General features: G+C 55.9%; 13 protein-coding genes. 7 read left to right on the top strand and 6 right to left on the bottom strand.

All coding sequences use genetic code 11. From position 1 onward, the window contains the following. Positions 1-696, top strand: coding sequence for a tRNA (guanosine(18)-2'-O)-methyltransferase TrmH (gene trmH, locus AAZT04_RS24240; protein ID WP_020837654.1), 696 nt, complete (start codon positions 1-3; stop codon positions 694-696). Next, a complete protein-coding gene (gene recG / locus AAZT04_RS24235) occupies positions 693-2,774 on the top strand; it encodes an ATP-dependent DNA helicase RecG (protein ID WP_261440416.1) in 2,082 nt (693 codons plus the stop codon). The genes trmH and recG overlap by 4 nt, the downstream gene beginning before the upstream one ends. Before the next feature lie 58 nt (positions 2,775-2,832). Here the strand turns inward: recG and gltS are convergent, their stop codons facing one another. Continuing rightward, positions 2,833-4,044 (bottom strand): sodium/glutamate symporter, encoded by a 1,212-nt coding sequence (gene gltS, locus AAZT04_RS24230; protein ID WP_020837656.1) that lies wholly within the window; start codon positions 4,042-4,044, stop codon positions 2,833-2,835. Between the two features lie 242 nt (positions 4,045-4,286). Between gltS and AAZT04_RS24225 the strand changes: the two genes are divergently transcribed. The 3 genes from AAZT04_RS24225 to AAZT04_RS24215 all read left to right on the top strand — a co-directional run bounded on the left by AAZT04_RS24225 (position 4,287) and on the right by AAZT04_RS24215 (position 8,950). Continuing rightward, positions 4,287-5,687 (top strand): nucleobase:cation symporter-2 family protein, encoded by a 1,401-nt coding sequence (locus AAZT04_RS24225; RefSeq protein WP_046374860.1) that lies wholly within the window; start codon positions 4,287-4,289, stop codon positions 5,685-5,687. A 132-nt stretch (positions 5,688-5,819) separates the two neighbouring features. Then, on the top strand, positions 5,820-7,481 hold the full coding sequence (locus AAZT04_RS24220; protein ID WP_434682101.1) for an AsmA family protein: 1,662 nt from the start codon (positions 5,820-5,822) through the stop codon (positions 7,479-7,481). A gap of 86 nt (positions 7,482-7,567) precedes the next feature. Then, positions 7,568-8,950 carry a kelch repeat-containing protein gene (locus AAZT04_RS24215; protein WP_434682098.1) on the top strand — a complete coding sequence of 461 codons (1,383 nt, stop codon included), beginning with the start codon at positions 7,568-7,570 and terminating at the stop codon, positions 8,948-8,950. 105 nt (positions 8,951-9,055) lie between these two features. Here the strand turns inward: AAZT04_RS24215 and fabY are convergent, their stop codons facing one another. The 5 genes from fabY to typA all read right to left on the bottom strand — a co-directional run bounded on the left by fabY (position 9,056) and on the right by typA (position 13,975). Further along, a complete protein-coding gene (gene fabY, locus AAZT04_RS24210; RefSeq protein WP_048762425.1) occupies positions 9,056-10,000 on the bottom strand; it encodes a fatty acid biosynthesis protein FabY in 945 nt (314 codons plus the stop codon). A 23-nt stretch (positions 10,001-10,023) separates the two neighbouring features. After that, positions 10,024-10,461, bottom strand: a complete 438-nt coding sequence (gene dtd, locus AAZT04_RS24205; RefSeq protein WP_020837661.1) for a D-aminoacyl-tRNA deacylase — start codon at positions 10,459-10,461, stop codon at positions 10,024-10,026. Beyond that, positions 10,458-11,348, bottom strand: a complete 891-nt coding sequence (locus tag AAZT04_RS24200; RefSeq protein WP_020837662.1) for a virulence factor BrkB family protein — start codon at positions 11,346-11,348, stop codon at positions 10,458-10,460. Before AAZT04_RS24200 ends, dtd begins: the two co-directional genes overlap by 4 nt. A 49-nt stretch (positions 11,349-11,397) precedes the next feature. Continuing rightward, positions 11,398-11,988, bottom strand: a complete 591-nt coding sequence (yihX, locus tag AAZT04_RS24195) for a glucose-1-phosphatase (RefSeq protein ID WP_020837663.1) — start codon at positions 11,986-11,988, stop codon at positions 11,398-11,400. A gap of 163 nt (positions 11,989-12,151) precedes the next feature. Further along, the gene (gene typA / locus AAZT04_RS24190) at positions 12,152-13,975 is read right to left on the bottom strand and encodes a ribosome-dependent GTPase TypA (protein WP_020837665.1); all 1,824 of its coding nucleotides are present in this window, start codon (positions 13,973-13,975) and stop codon (positions 12,152-12,154) included. A 370-nt stretch (positions 13,976-14,345) separates the two neighbouring features. Here typA and glnA point away from each other — a divergent pair, with 370 nt between their 5' ends. Next, the gene (gene glnA, locus AAZT04_RS24185; protein WP_020837667.1) at positions 14,346-15,755 is read left to right on the top strand and encodes a glutamate--ammonia ligase; all 1,410 of its coding nucleotides are present in this window, start codon (positions 14,346-14,348) and stop codon (positions 15,753-15,755) included. Positions 15,756-16,064: 309 nt separating this feature from the next. Beyond that, positions 16,065-17,114, top strand: coding sequence for a nitrogen regulation protein NR(II) (gene glnL / locus AAZT04_RS24180; protein WP_020837668.1), 1,050 nt, complete (start codon positions 16,065-16,067; stop codon positions 17,112-17,114). The last annotated feature ends 3 nt before the right edge of the window (positions 17,115-17,117 follow it).

Genomic DNA, 17,117 nt, shown 5'->3' with positions numbered 1-17,117 from the left:
ATGAGCCCTGAACGCTATGCGCGGATTTGTGAAATGCTGGCCACCCGGCAGCCGGATTTAACCGTCTGCCTGGAACAGGTTCACAAACCGCATAACGTCTCCGCCATTATCCGCACCGCCGACGCTGTCGGCGTGCATCAGGTGCATGCCGTGTGGCCAACTACACGCATGCGAACCCTGGTTTCCTCCGCCGCCGGCAGCAACAGCTGGGTCAATGTTCAAACCCATCGCACTATCGGCGACGCCGTCACTCATCTGAAAGGCCAGGGCATGCAGATCCTGGCGACTAACCTTTCCGCCCGGGCGGTAGACTTTCGCGAAGTGGATTACACTCGCCCTACCTGCGTCCTGCTGGGCCAGGAAAAAACCGGCATTACCGAAGAAGCGCTGGCGCTTGCCGATCAGGACATCATTATTCCGATGATCGGTATGGTACAGTCACTCAACGTGTCGGTTGCCTCAGCCTTGATCCTGTACGAAGCGCAACGCCAGCGGCAAAATGCCGGCCTGTATCGCCGTGAGCACAGTATGCTCGACGCAGAAGAACAACAACGTCTGCTGTTTGAAGGCGGCTACCCGGTGCTGGCCAACGTGGCCAAGCGTAAAAAGCTGCCGCGCCCTCATATCGATCAACAGGGCCAGGTGGTCGCCGATGCCGAATGGTGGGCGGCCATGCAGGCGACGGTACGCAAATGAAAGGCCGTCTGCTGGATGCTGTCCCACTCACTACGCTTTCCGGGGTTGGCGCCAGCCAGGCGGGCAAACTGGCCAAGATTGGCCTGGAAACCATTCAAGATCTGCTGCTGCACCTGCCGCTGCGCTATGAAGACCGCACCCGCCTCTACCCGATAAACGATCTGCAGCCTGGCATTTTTGCCACGGTGGAAGGCGAAGTGCTGCGTACCGACATCAGTTTTGGACGCCGGCGGATGCTAACCTGCCAGATCAGCGACGGTACCGGCCTGCTCACCCTGCGTTTCTTCAATTTCAACGCCGCGATGAAAAACAGCCTGGCCACCGGCCGTCGCGTGACCGCCTACGGTGAAGTCAAACGCGGTAACCACGGCGCCGAAATTATTCACCCTGAATATCGCATTCAAGGGGAAAGCAGCGAAGTTGAGCTGCAAGAGTCATTGACACCGGTTTATCCCACCACCGAAGGCATACGCCAGGCCACGCTGCGCAAACTGACCGATCAGGCGCTGGAGTTGCTGGATACCTGCGCTATTGCCGAACTGCTGCCGCCGGAACTGAGCGGCGGTCTGATGAGCCTGCCACAGGCGCTGCATACCCTGCACCGCCCGCCACCGGATATCCAATTGGCGGATTTGGAACAGGGCAAGCATCCGGCGCAAAAACGCCTGATCCTGGAAGAGCTGTTGGCGCATAACCTCAGCATGCTGGCGGTACGAGCCGGTGCGCAGAGCTATCAGGCCCTGCCGTTAATGCCCGACGACCGGCTTAAAAAGCAATTCCTCGCCCAGTTGCCCTTTGCCCCCACCGGCGCGCAAGATCGCGTAGTGGCCGATATCGAAGCCGATATGCAAAAAGGCTTCCCGATGATGCGCCTGGTGCAAGGAGACGTCGGTTCCGGCAAAACGCTGGTGGCCGCGCTGGCAGCACTGCGCGCTATCGCTCACGGCAAGCAGGTGGCGTTAATGGCCCCGACGGAACTGCTGGCCGAACAGCACGCCAATAACTTCCGTCAGTGGTTTGAGCCGCTGGGGTTAGAAGTTGGCTGGCTAGCTGGTAAGCAAAAAGGCAAGGCACGTATCGCACAGCAAGAGGCAATTGCCAGCGGGCAGGTCTCCATGGTGGTCGGTACCCACGCCATCTTCCAGGAACAGGTGCAATTTTCCGGTCTGGCGCTGGTGATCATCGATGAACAGCACCGTTTTGGCGTACACCAGCGGCTGGCACTGTGGGAGAAAGGCGAAGAACAAGGCTTCCATGCCCATCAGTTGATCATGACCGCCACGCCAATCCCACGCACGCTGGCAATGACCGCCTATGCCGATCTCGACACTTCGGTGATCGATGAACTGCCACCGGGCAGAACGCCCGTCACTACCGTTGCCATTCCAGACACCCGGCGCGCCGATATTATTCAGCGGGTGAAAAGCGCCTGTATGGAAGAAGGTCGCCAGGCGTACTGGGTTTGTACCCTGATCGAAGAATCCGAACTGCTGGAAGCCCAGGCAGCCGAAGCCACCTGGGAAGAATTGAAAATCGCACTCCCGGAGCTAAAAGTGGCGCTGGTGCACGGTCGCATGAAAGCACAAGAGAAGCAGGCGGTAATGCAGGCCTTTAAACAGGGTGAGCTGCAGCTGTTGGTGGCGACGACGGTGATCGAGGTGGGGGTCGACGTGCCCAACGCCAGCCTGATGATTATCGAAAACCCGGAGCGACTGGGGCTGGCGCAACTGCACCAGTTGCGGGGTCGCGTAGGTCGCGGCGCCGTAGCATCTCACTGCGTGTTGTTGTACAAAACCCCGTTGAGCAAAACGGCGCAAAAGCGCCTGCAGGTGCTGCGCGACAGTAATGACGGTTTCGTTATTGCCCAACGCGATCTGGAAATCCGCGGTCCCGGTGAACTGTTGGGCACGCGCCAAACCGGCAGTGCTGAGTTCAAAGTGGCGGATTTGCTGCGCGATCAGGCGATGATCCCGGAAGTACAACGCGTCGCCCGCCATATTCACCAGCAGTACCCGGAGCATGCCAGAGCCCTGATTGAACGCTGGCTACCGGAGAAAGCACGTTACTCCAATGCCTGATTTTCAGGCAGAGAAAAGGCGCCAGATAGGCGCCTTTTTCGTTATTACGACCGGTTAATCAGCCAATCGCCGGAAACACCGGCAACAGCAGATACAGCTTAATCACAATCGCGTTGGCGATATCGATAAAGAACGCCCCGACCATAGGCACCACCAGAAACGCCAGGTGCGATGGACCGAAGCGATCGGTAATCGCCTGCATGTTGGCGATCGCCGTAGGCGTGGCTCCCATGCCGAAACCGCAGTGGCCCGCAGCCAACACCGCTGCATCGTAATTTTTACCCATCACCCGATAAGTAACGAAGATTGCGTACAGCGCCATCACCAGCGTCTGTACGGCCAGGATCGCCAGCATTGGCAGCGCCAGAGAAGCCAGCTCCCACAAACGCAGGCTCATCAACGCCATCGCCAGGAACAGCGACAGGCTAACGTTGCCCAGCACCGACACCGCACGCTCAAACACGGTATAGAACCCGGTGAAGGCCAGGGTGTTGCTGAGGATCACCCCAACGAACAGCACGCAAACAAAGTTGGGTAATTCAAATACCGTACCGCTCAGCAAGCCGGAGATAAACTGCCCCAGGCTCAGGCAGATGGCGATCATCGCGATGGTTTCAATCATGATCAGCGAGGTGATCAAACGGCCGCTCTCCGGTTTTTCAAAACCGCTTGGCTGGACGCTGTCATCCGGCGAGCCTTCCGGGGTGGAAGAGTGCTTCACCAGGTAACGCGCCACCGGACCGCCGATCAGGCCACCCAGAACCAGACCGAAGGTAGCACAGGCCATCGCCACTTCCGTGGCGTTTTCAAAGCCGTAGCGTTCGATAAACAGCTTGCTCCAGGCCGCCCCGGTACCATGACCGCCGGACAGGGTAATCGAGCCGGCGATCAGGCCCATCAACGGGTCCAGACCCAGCATTTTCGCCATGCCGATGCCGATAGCGTTCTGCACCAGCAGCAGGCCCAGCACCACAAACAGGAATACCATTAATGCCTTGCCACCCGCGCGCAACCGCGACAGGTTGGCGTTCAAACCGATGGTGGCGAAGAAGGCCAACATTAACGGGTCTTTCAGCGACATATCGAAGCTGATTTCCCAGTTAACGAACTTTTTCAGGGCTAACAACAGGAGTGCCACCAGTAAACCACCGGCGACAGGAGCGGGAATGGTGTATTTCCTCAACAGGGGGATGCTGGTGACGCATTTGCCCCCAAGGAGCAGAACCAATGTTGCTGCGACTAACGTGCCATAAGTATCAAGATGAAACATCCAGTTACTCCATGTAAGGGAAAAGATCCAATTAATAAATAATAAGTTAGAGAAAACCGCTTAGTTTTTAAAACTTGATGAGTGCAGGATTAGAAGTAAAAAACGCTGATAACACAAGAAAAAATGAACGAAAATGCGACATAAGTGACGATACTGCTAACAAAGCATTAACGCGCAACCGTTTGCTTTTATGGGCCAAATCATTAAAATGCCTGCTTTGCCGTTTCTGGAAATGCCACACCATGACCCAGCCATCCGCCGAGCTCGATGCTGCGCAAAAAGCATCCGCCACTCCCCGCAACAGTGAACTGATTTATCGCCTGGAAGATCGCCCGCCGCTGCCGCAAACGCTGTTCGCCGCCGGTCAGCACCTGCTGGCGATGTTCGTTGCCGTGATCACACCGGCCCTGTTGATTTGTCAGGCACTGGGTCTGCCGGCGCAGGACACTCAGCACATTATCAGCATGTCGCTGTTCGCCTCCGGCCTGGCCTCGATTTTACAAATCAAAACCTGGGGACCCGTCGGCTCGGGCTTGCTGTCTATTCAGGGCACCAGCTTTAACTTTGTTTCGCCGCTGATCATGGGCGGGCTGGCGCTGAAAAATGGCGGCGCGGACGTTCCCACCATGATGGCTGCGCTGTTCGGTACGCTGATGGTCGCCTCCTGCACCGAGATCCTGCTGTCACGCGTGTTGCACTTGGCACGGCGCATCATCACCCCGCTGGTCTCCGGCATTGTGGTGATGATTATCGGTTTGTCTCTGATTCAGGTCGGTTTGACTTCCATCGGCGGCGGCTATGCTGCGATGAACGGAGGTACCTTCGGCGCCCCCAAAAATCTGCTGCTGGCCGGCGCGGTATTACTGGTCATTATCCTGCTTAACCGTCAGCGCAATCCCTACCTGCGCGTCGCCTCACTGGTGATTGCCATGGCGGTGGGTTATCTGCTGGCCTGGGCCATGGGCATGCTGCCAGAAAGCCAGCCCACCCCCGAGACGGCGGCGATCATCATCCCGACCCCGCTGTATTACGGTCTGGGTTTTGACTGGAATCTGCTGCTGCCGCTGATGCTTATCTTTATGGTCACCTCGCTGGAAACTATCGGCGATATCACCGCGACCTCTGACGTGTCGGAACAACCTGTCAGTGGCCCACTGTATATGAAGCGCCTTAAGGGCGGCGTACTGGCCAACGGCCTGAACTCCATGCTGTCGGCGGTTTTTAATACCTTCCCTAACTCCTGCTTCGGTCAAAACAATGGCGTGATCCAACTGACCGGCGTCGCCAGCCGCTACGTCGGCTTCGTGGTGGCACTGATGCTGATCGCGCTGGGGCTGTTCCCGGCGGTGGCCGGCTTCGTGCAGCACATTCCTGAGCCGGTATTGGGCGGCGCCACCCTGGTGATGTTCGGCACCATCGCCGCATCCGGTGTGCGCATCGTGTCGCGAGAGCGTCTGAACCGCCGTGCAATCATGATCATGGCGCTGTCGTTGGCCGTGGGGATGGGCGTTTCCCAGCAACCATTGATCTTGCAGTTCGCACCGGACTGGCTGAAAACATTGCTCTCCTCAGGCATTGCTGCCGGTGGCATCACTGCCATCGCGCTGAACCTGCTGTTCCCGCAGGAACACGAGAAACAATAATCCATCGAACTGCCTTGTGACAAACGGCCGCTTGCGGCCGTTTTTTATTGCCTATCAGACCATTGCACTTGAGATGCCCGGCCAATTGCGGCATAAACAGGGTATCTTTTTTGACCGACGCGGATGTAGACGATGAAATTTATCGGAAAACTGTTGCTGACGTTGCTGCTGCTGGTCGTGCTGGCCGTTGCACTGTTGTACGTCATAGGGCAAACCCGCTGGGCCGCGGGCTGGGTCAGCCGCTGGGTCAGCGATAACAGCGACTACCGCCTGTCGGTGGCGGCAATCTCGCACTCATGGAACCAGCCGGGCCAAATCAGCCTGGAAGACGTTCAGTTGGCCAAAAAAAATCAGCCTCAATCACTGGTTGCCAAACGTCTGGACCTCGGCCTCAGCCTGCGCCAAATTACCGAACCTCGTCATTTCCATAGCGTCACGCTGCGTGACGGCACGCTGAATCTGCAGCAGCAGGACGCAGCAATGCCAATACAGGCCGACGTGCTGCAACTGAGCAATATGGCGCTGCAATCCAACGATGAAACCTGGCAGCTCAACGCGCAGCAGGTCAACGCCGGCATCACGCCATGGCAACCCAAAGCCGGCCATCCGCTGGGTGATAACAATCAGTTCCAGTTCAGCGCTGGCTCGATGACGCTCAATGGCATCCCGGCCTCTCAGGTGCTGGTTCAGGGCGAGCTGAAACAAAATCAGCTGCTGCTTAGCAATTTCGGCGCCGACCTGGCGCAGGGGGATTTGACCGGCGTAGCCACTCGCGCCACCGACGGCAGTTGGCAGGTAGAGCGACTGAGACTCAGCGGCGTGCGCATGCAGACACCGCTGACACTGGAACAATTCTGGCAACGTTTTACCGCTCTGCCCCCCGTCACGCTCAAACGTTTTGATCTGATAGATGCACGGCTGGAAGGCAAGGAGTGGGCATTTAACGATCTCGACCTGTCACTGCAAAATGTCACCTTCCAACAGGGCGACTGGAGCAGCCAGGACGGTTCGCTGAACTTTAACGCCAGCGACCTGATCAATGGCAGTTTCCATCTGATTGATCCGATCATGAATATGCGACTCTCGCCGGCCGGCATCGCCATTCAGCAGTTCACCACCCGCTGGGAAGGTGGGTTATTGCGCACCTCGGGCAACTGGCTGCGTGCCAACAACCGCCTGCAGCTGGATGAGGTCGCGGTCGCTGCGTTGGAATATACGTTGCCTATAGACTGGCGCGCATTGTGGTTACAACCGCTGCCGAACTGGCTGGCGGAGGTGTATGTCAATAAACTGACCACCAACCGTAACCTGATCATCGATATCAACCCAGCCTTCCCTTTCCAAATCACGGCACTGGACGGTTATGGCAGCAACCTGCTGCTGGCGCGCGACCACCAGTGGGGCATCTGGTCCGGCACGCTGAATTTGAACGGCAGTGAAGCTACCTTCAACAAGATTGACGTGCGCCGACCATCGCTGGCGCTGAACGCCAATGACGGGCAGATCAACGTCACCGAGCTCAGCGCCTTTATGCCGCAGGGGTTGTTGGATGCCAAAGCCACCGTCGAGCAGCTGCCGGGCAAGCCTTTTACGCTGTCGCTGAATGGGCGTTCGGTACCGCTGAATACGCTACAACAATGGGGATGGCAAGCGGTGCCGCTGGAAGGCGACGGTAATCTGCAATTACAGTTGAAAGGTTTGTTGAACAGCGATGGGCCATTTAAGGCTTCATTGCAGGGCAGGTTGCAGGCCACCAGTAAAACAGGACAAATGCTGGAGCAGCAGCTGCCCTAATGACTCGAACCCGCTGACAGTTCTCTCTAGAGCAATTAGGTTAGTGAATAAACACTAACATTTTAATATAAAAGGATTTTATTGGCATGGACGCCACACAATACCCCTTGCGTACGACTGCCCTTGGTGCTTTCGCTACCATTGCATTGTACAGCTTAGCTTTAGCCCAGTCTGCAGATGGATCGGCAACGCCTGAGCATCTCCAATGGACTCCAACGAAGCCGATGCTGACAGCACGCTATGGCCACGTAGCCGTCTCACTTCCAAATGGCCAAGTGCTAGTCACTGGTGGTTTTGGGGGAAAAGGTGGCGGTAGCGTGCTCAACTCGACTGAGATTTACGATCCTGTCTCTCAGCGATGGTCGAAGACAAGTGCAATGGCGATTCCTCGCCTCGCGACCAAAGCCGTCTTACTCCTCGACGGGAGGGTACTGACCGTGGGCGGACAGTCTGTTGAGACCATCACCGTCTGGGATAGAAAAGTCACCAGTCTCTCGTTTGATGGCGTCACATCTGCTGAAGTGTATAGCCCTGCTCATAAAACATGGTCCGCGATCGGGCCGATGGCCGTAGGACGCCTGGATCATACGCTCACCGTATTGAAAGATGGTCGAGTGCTTGTCGTCGGCGGTCGTAGTGCCACTTATGACGCTTTGGATTACAAACTTTTTGATTCTGCGGAGCTGCTCGATCCAACCAAAGGTAGGTGGACGATGGCGGGGTCCATGATTACGCAGCGAATTTGCCACACGGCCACATTATTGCCAAACGGCAAGGTGCTTGTCGCAGGAGGGCGGACCGGACGGCCCACCTATAGCAGCAAAACGGTGACTTCATCGGCAGAGCTATATGATTCGGCCAGCGGCACTTGGGCAAAGGCCACCAACATGAGTATGCCGCGCTGCGGTCACACCGCGACCCTCCTGCCATCTGGCAAGGTATTGGTGACCGGTGGTGAAGATGATGAAGAAGCCGACGTAGACGCTATGATCACCGAAGTCGTTAGGGAAAAAGGGTCAAATTTCACGGCGGCAGACCTGAATACAGCGCTCGCCAAAGACACTCGGCCTTATCTGAATTCGGCAGAGCTCTATGATCCGGCGACAAACCAATGGTTACCCACAGGACACATGAGCGGCGCTCGATCGGGACATACGGCACTTCTATTGTCTAACGGAAGCGTGATTGTCGCACGGGGTCACGATAGCAATAGCTTGGATCTTAATTCAGCCGAAATTTACGAGCCGGCGAAAGGCACTTGGCTCAACACGGGTTCTATGAATGACACTGTGGGGTTAGGGGCCACGTTTTCGTTGTTGCCCGATGGCAAAGTTCTTGCTGCGGGGGGTGACAGAGGCTATGTGGAATCCAAACCTGGTTTTAGAGAGCGGCTTGCGCGGGGAATTTATCGTAAAGAAGATTTCAACGAAAACAGCGCACTGTCCTCGACAGAGTTCCTGAGTTATTGATCTTGTTCAGGAGCGCAAATATGCGTTTACCCTCATAGCCCACGAGGGTTAATACCATCATGGGCATGGACGTTTCGTGCACAGCTCCCCGAACAGTGCCCTCTGTTAAGCTATTGCCTCTGACCCCCCCTGATCCAGGGGGACTTCCGGCTCGGCCGGCAACACCATATAAGTGCCTTCAAATACCGCACCTTTGTCGTCGTCACCGAACAGATGGACTTCCGCCTGCACACGAGCGCGGCGGCCACGGGCCAAACGGGCCAGATCGCCGCTCAACGAGCTGAGATCCGCCACTGCACGCGGTCGGCCTGTGATGGGCTTGCTGTAACGAATATGGGCATCGGCCAAAATGATGGTGCCACCGAGATGGCGCTCACGCAGCAATAGCCAGATCAGGCCCCAGGCGGTCAAGGTGGCCAGAGAGAACAGGCTGCCGGCAAACAACGTGTGGTGCGGGTTCTGGTTGCCAATTTCCGGCATGGTAGTGACAAAACGCTGGCCGGTATATTGGCTGATGCGCACCCCCATCTTCTCGCTGAGCGGAATGTGATCGTACCAGGCCTGCTGCAGCTGACCGCACCAGTCGGGCCGATGCAGGATGTCGTCCAGCGTCGCCACCGGTTTGATCATCAGGAAATGGCGAATCGGCGTGGTTTGCGGCGCGGTGATCTCACCCTGATTAATGAAACCCAGCTTGGCAAAGAAATCTACCGCGTCTTCACGGGCGCTACAGACTACGCGCTTCACGCCCTCCTGGCGCGCCACGGATTCCAGCGTCATGGCTACCAGCGTCCCCAGGCCTTTGTCCTGCACCGTCGGGTCTACCGCCAGAAAACGAATCGCGGCTTCGTTATCGGCATTGATGTACAGCCGCCCAATGGCGACAATTTTTCCGCTCTCGTCCACCACCATCTGGTGATGTGCCATGGCGTCGTAGGCATCCTTTTCCGACCCCACCGGCTGGTGCAACGGCTTGCGCAGCATTTCCCAGCGGAACTGGTAATACTCTTTCAGTTCTTGCTCTGTTACCGGTACTCGTAGGTGATACATAGACGCCTTCTCTCTCAGAATTCTTAGACTTGAAGCCAAAACGTCACCGGCCCGTCGTTCACCAGCGCGACTTTCATGTCGGCCGCAAACTCACCGGTTTGGGTTTCGATACCGCGTTCGCGGCACTGGCCAACAAAATATTGGTATAACCGATCGGCCTCCTGCGGTACCGCGCCGCGAGAGAAACTCGGACGCATCCCCTTTTGCGTGTCGGCCACCAGCGTGAACTGCGAGACCACCAGCAAACTGCCCCCTGCTTGTTGGACGTTGAGATTCATTTTGTCGTTCTCATCGCCAAAGATGCGGTAGCCCAATACGCGCTCACACAGGCGCTCGGCCTTCTGTTCGTTATCGTCCTGCTCCACGCCCAATAACACTAACAAACCGGGGCCTATGTTGCCTACCGTCTGGCCTTCCACCGTGACGCTGGCATTTAATACCCGTTGAATTAACGCAATCATAACTGCCCTTCTGATGACTGTTCCTGTTGTTGTGCCTTTTGCTGTCGGTAGTCGCGGTATTCCCCAATGGTAACCGTGATTTCCGCGCCGAGTAACACGATACACCAGCTCCAGTAGACCCAAAGGAATAAAATGGGGATCACCGCCAACACGCCGTAAATCAGCTGATAAGACGGGAACATGGTGACATACAGCGCAAACCCCTTCTTGCCCAGCTCAAACAGCAAACCGGCCACCAGCGCGCCAATCAACGCATCCTTGGGTGGCACCCTAACCGTCGGCACGATGCAATACAGCAGCCAGAACGATATCCACGACAGGATCAGCGGGAAAATACGCAGCACCTGATCCACCAGGCTGTTGACGCCGGTTTGCGCCAGCCAGTTAAGCGACAGCAGATAGGAGCTGATCGCCATACTGGCCCCCACCAACAGCGGCCCCAGGGTCAGCACCATCCAGTACACGGCGAAAGAAAACACGATAGGACGCTGATTCTTGCTGCGCCAGATGGTGTTGAGCACGCTGTCCACCGATGAAATCAGCAACAGCGCAGTGACTATCAGGCCGCAGGTCCCGACGGCGGTCATCTTGTTGGAGTTGGCGACAAATTGCTCCAGATAACTTTGGATCACGTTGCCGGCGGCCGGCATGAAGTTGGAAAAGATAAAGCTTTTCAGTTGAACGCTGATGTCGGAGAACATCGGGAACGCGGCAAACAGCGCAAACACCACGGTCACCAGAGGTACCAGTGACAGCAGTGAGACGTAGGCCAGGTGGCCCGCCAACATGGTCAGGCCATCGCTGTCGACGCGTTTAATCAGCAGTCGTAAAAAGGTGACGCTGGGTTTGATCGAAGCGGGCAGCTTCTTGCGGCGGAAAAACGACATGGCCACTCCTTGATGTCAGTTTGTACGCCTTAAGCTTAACCCTTTGCGGTCATTGGGCAAAATAAGCCGGTACTACGTCGCGGTCGGTCACGTGAACCGTTTTGATGCCAAGCGCCTGGGCGGCAGCGACGTTATCCGGATGATCGTCAAAGAACACCGCGTCGTCCGGCGAAGTATTTTCTGCATCCAGTACGTGCAGATAAATGTTGGCGTCCGGCTTACGCATGCCAAGATCCTGCGACAAATAGAGATGATCGGCGGCTTCGGCCACCTGCGGGTAGTGCTGCGGCCAGTAATTGCAGTGCAAGCGGTTGGTGTTCGATAACACCACCACCCGGTGACCTTCGCTGCGCAGGCGCTTCATGATGTCGATCACTTCTGGACGCAGGGCGACAAACACCGCCTGCCAGCCGGTAGCGAACTGCTCGAAACTGAGGGCAATCCCCATTTCGGCACTCAGCCCTTCGGCAAAGTCTTCATCGCTGATTTCACCGCGCTCGTGCTGCTGAAACAATTCGCCCATAGCAAAACGTTCGGACAAGACCGCCAATGGCGTACCGCTCAAACTGCTCCATACACCCAGTACACGTTTGAAATCGATATCGACGATCACATTACCTAAATCAAAGATATACAGCATAGTCCTCTCCTGATGGGCCGGTGAGATTTTACTGTAGCGGGAAAAGCAGAGGCTGAATAGAGAGCGGATGGAAAAGCGTATAGCACGCGGCAGAAATGAGAAAAGACAGAGGAAAAAACTCAGGGCGCTGGCGCGCCCTAAGTGTTGCAGACTAAATCGGCAATTAGGCTTCTTTAGGACCGCGGCTTGCACGCTTACGATCGTTTTCCGTCAGGTGACGCTTACGGATACGGATCGAGGTTGGCGTGACTTCTACCAGTTCGTCATCATCGATGAATTCCAGAGCTTGCTCCAGAGTCATTTTGATAGCCGGAACCAGGGTAGTGGCTTCGTCAGTACCGGAAGCACGCATGTTGGTCAGCTTCTTACCGGTCAGGCAGTTCACGGTCAGGTCGTTGGAACGTGAGTGAATACCGATGATCTGGCCTTCATACACTTCCGCACCGTGACCCAGGAACAGCTTGCCGCGATCTTGCAGACCGAACAGGGCGAACGCTACCGCTTTACCCTGGCCGTTAGAGATCAGCACGCCGTTCTGGCGCTGGCCAACTTCACCCGGACGCACGTCGTCGTAGTGGCTGAAGGTGGAGTACAGCAGACCGGTACCGGAAGTCATGGTCATGAACTCGTTACGGAAGCCAATCAAGCCGCGGCTTGGGATCACGTAGTCGAGACGCACACGGCCTTTACCGTCTGGATCCATGTTTTTCAGGTCAGCTTTACGCTCACCCATGGCTTGCATGACTGAACCCTGGTGCTGTTCTTCGATGTCCAAGGTCACGTTTTCGAACGGCTCTTGTTTACGACCATCGATTTCACGGAAGATTACTTTCGGACGGGATACCGCCAGTTCGAAACCTTCACGACGCATGTTTTCGATCAGAACCGACAGGTGAAGTTCACCACGGCCAGATACGCGGAATGCATCAGCATCTTCAGTTTCTTCAACGCGCAGTGCCACGTTGTGCACCAGTTCCTTGTTCAGACGCTCAAGGATTTGACGCGAAGTCACAAACTTACCTTCTTTACCGCAGAAAGGTGAGGTGTTGACGTTGAAGAACATGGTTACGGTCGGCTCATCTACAGACAGCGCCGGCAGTGCTTCCACTGCAGAGGTGTCACAGATGGTGTCGGAAATGTTCAGCTCGCCCAGACCGGTGATAGCGATGATGTCGCCCGCTTCAGCCAGAGTAGACTCGATACGCTCCAGACCCATGTGGCCCAGCACTTTGCCCACTTTACCGTTGCGAGTTTTACCTTCGCTATCGATGATGGTGACCTGCTGGTTTGGCTTCACTTTACCGCGCTTGATACGGCCGATACCGATCACGCCCAGGTAGTTGTTGTAGTCCAACTGGGAGATTTGCATCTGGAATGGCGCTTCGAGCTCAACCTGCGGTGCAGACACGTGGTCTACGATCGCTTGATACAGCGGGGTCATGTCTTCCGCCATCTCGTTGTGGTCAGTACCGGCGATCCCCATCAATGCAGAAGCATAGATGATTGGGAAGTCGAGCTGCTCGTCGGTTGCGTCGAGGTTAACGAACAGGTCAAAGACCTGATCAACAACCCAATCAGGACGTGCGCCCGGACGGTCAACCTTGTTGATTACCACGATCGGCTTCAGACCATTAGCGAAGGCTTTTTTGGTCACGAAGCGGGTTTGCGGCATTGGGCCATCCATTGCATCCACAACCAGCAGCACCGAGTCAACCATTGACATCACACGCTCAACCTCACCGCCGAAGTCGGCGTGTCCTGGGGTATCCACGATGTTGATGCGGTAGTCTTTCCAATTAATGGCGGTGTTTTTTGCGAGGATGGTAATCCCACGCTCTTTCTCCAAATCGTTGGAGTCCATTACGCGTTCGGTGGCTTCTACACGCTCTCCGAAAGTACCGGATTGTTGCAGCAGCTTATCAACCAGGGTGGTCTTACCATGGTCAACGTGGGCAATAATGGCGATGTTACGCAAATTTTCGATCACAGCTTTGCCTCAGGCATTAGAAATAGCGCGCTATTGTACACGTATTAAGCGAGGGACTAAACAAGATCACAACAGTCTCTTATAAACAACTGTGTACAGGTCAGTATGTGATCCCTTTCACGGTGCAAAAAGCAGCATCCGGTGCACTTTTGCACCATTACAGTGCCCCACCCCGCACTGATTGCACCATTTAAGTGCAAAACGTCACTGATGGTGCATACTGATTCTGTGCAAAACCCACGCAGAAAGGCGATTAAAGCGCTTTAGCAAAGTTGGCACAGTTTTCGCTTTAGTCTTTTCAAGGCAAAAAAAGCCAGTTTCACAGATTCGTTCCACGACGACGACAATGATAAATCCGGGAGAGTTAAGTATGTCCGCTGAACACGTTTTGACGATGCTGAATGAGCATGAAGTGAAATTCGTAGACCTGCGTTTCACTGACACCAAGGGTAAAGAACAACACGTCACCATCCCTGCTCATCAGGTAAATGCCGACTTCTTCGAAGAAGGTAAAATGTTTGACGGTTCCTCGATCGGCGGTTGGAAGGGCATCAACGAATCTGACATGGTGCTGATGCCAGACGCCAGCACTGCGGTACTGGATCCGTTCTTCGAAGAATCTACCCTGATCATTCGCTGCGACATCCTCGAGCCAGGCACCATGCAGGGCTACGATCGTGACCCACGCTCCATCTCCAAGCGTGCAGAAGATTTCCTGCGCTCTTCCGGCATCGCGGACACCGTTCTGTTCGGGCCAGAGCCAGAATTCTTCCTGTTTGACGACATTCGTTTCGGCAGCAGCATCCGCGGTTCCCACGTGGCCATCGACGATATCGAAGGCGCATGGAACTCCGGCACCCAATACGATGGCGGCAACAAAGGCCACCGTCCGGCAGTCAAAGGCGGTTACTTCCCGGTTCCTCCGGTCGATTCTTCACAGGACATCCGTTCTACCATGTGTCTGACCATGGAAGAAATGGGCCTGGTCGTTGAAGCGCACCACCACGAAGTGGCAACCGCAGGTCAGAACGAAGTGGCAACCCGCTTCAACACCATGACCAAGAAAGCCGACGAAATCCAAATCTACAAATACGTGGTTCACAACGTGGCTCACGCATTTGGCAAAACCGCGACCTTCATGCCGAAACCAATGTTCGGTGATAACGGTTCCGGCATGCACTGCCACATGTCGCTGTCCAAGAACGGGACTAACCTGTTCGCCGGCGACAAATACGGCGGCCTGTCTGAGACTGCCCTGTTCTACATCGGCGGTATCATCAAGCACGCTAAAGCGATCAACGCCCTGGCCAACCCGACCACCAACTCTTACAAGCGTCTGGTCCCAGGCTACGAAGCTCCGGTCATGCTGGCTTATTCTGCCCGTAACCGTTCCGCTTCCATCCGTATCCCAGTGGTTGCCAGCCCGAAAGCGCGCCGTATCGAAGCCCGTTTCCCGGATCCAGCGGCTAACCCGTACCTGTGCTTCGCGGCCCTGCTGATGGCAGGCCTGGACGGTGTGATTAACAAAATCCACCCTGGCGACGCCATGGACAAAAACCTGTATGACCTGCCACCGGAAGAAGAAGCTGAAATTCCAAAAGTTGCAGGCTCCCTGGATGAAGCGCTGGCAGCACTGAGCGAAGACCGCGAGTTCCTGACCCGTGGCGGCGTATTCACCGACGACGCTATCGATGCTTACATCGATCTGCGCAAAGAAGAGATGGACCGCGTTCGCATGACGCCACACCCGGTTGAATTCGAACTGTACTACAGCGTTTAAGTTTTACCGCGCCGTCTGCGGGCGGCGCCCAGATTTAGTTGTCTTTTTTTGTTGCCGTGGAAACTTTCAGCCCATCTTCGGATGGGTTTTTTTCTCCACCGTATTTTCTGCAAAACTATTCCATACCGCGTGCATAACGGATGGAGTAGGATAAATGCACTAAAAAGGTGCAGTCGTCTGCTATGCCCAAGAGATTTCACGGTGCAGCTAGGCGGCAACCGAGCGAACCGACAGGAGCTTGGTCTGCCAAGTGACTGGTGTGAGTAAGAGCAGCCAACAACGCTGCGTCTTGAAAGATAAAGGGCATATATGGCAACTGGCAAGCTGCCCGACGCAGGGCAGATCCTCAATTCTCTCATCAACAGCATCCTGCTGTTGGATGACTCACTGGCGGTTCATTACGCCAATCCGGCAGCACAACAACTGCTGGCACAAAGTTCTCGTAAACTTTTCGGTACACCGTTACCCGATTTGCTCGGTTATTTCTCACTGAACGTCGATCTGATGCGTGAGAGCCTGCATGCCGGTCAGGGCTTTACCGATAACGAAGTGACCCTGGTGGTTGACGGGCGTGCGCATATCCTCTCCCTGACCGCTCAGGCGTTGCCTGATGGCTATATCCTGATCGAGCTGGCACCAATGGATAACCAACGCCGTTTGAGCCAGGAACAACTTCAGCACGCCCAGCAGGTGGCAGCCCGCGATCTGGTCCGAGGCCTGGCGCATGAAATTAAAAACCCGCTTGGCGGGTTGCGCGGTGCGGCTCAATTGCTGGCCAAGGCGCTACCCGATCCGTCGCTGACCGAATACACCAAGGTGATCATTGAGCAGGCCGATCGTCTGCGCAACCTGGTCGATCGCCTGCTCGGCCCACAGCGGCCGGGCCAGCACATAACCCAAAGCATTCATCAGGTGGCAGAGCGAGTGTGCCAACTGGTGTCGCTGGAGAAGCCGGATAACGTGACGCTGGTGCGGGACTACGACCCGAGCCTGCCTGAAATGGCGCACGACCCGGATCAAATCGAACAGGTATTGCTGAACATCACCCGCAATGCACTGCAGGCGCTGGGAGAAACGGGTGGCACCATCACGCTGCGCACTCGTACCGCTTTCCAGATCACCCTGCACGGCACCCGCTACCGGTTAGCGGCACGTATCGACGTAGAAGATGACGGCCCCGGTGTGCCGGCGCAGTTGCAGGACACGCTATTTTACCCGATGGTCAGCGGCCGCGAAGGCGGGACCGGCCTGGGGTTATCCATCGCCCGTAATCTTATCGATCAGCATTGCGGAAAAATTGAATTTAACAGTTGGCCAGGACATACCGAATTCTCGGTTTACCTGCCTATTCGCCAGTGAGGT

Source organism: Serratia sp. Je.1.23.a, from assembly GCF_051129805.1.
In the GTDB taxonomy this organism is placed as follows: Bacteria; Pseudomonadota; Gammaproteobacteria; order Enterobacterales; family Enterobacteriaceae; genus Serratia; species Serratia liquefaciens.
This window is presented reverse-complemented; position numbering and strand designations above follow the sequence as displayed.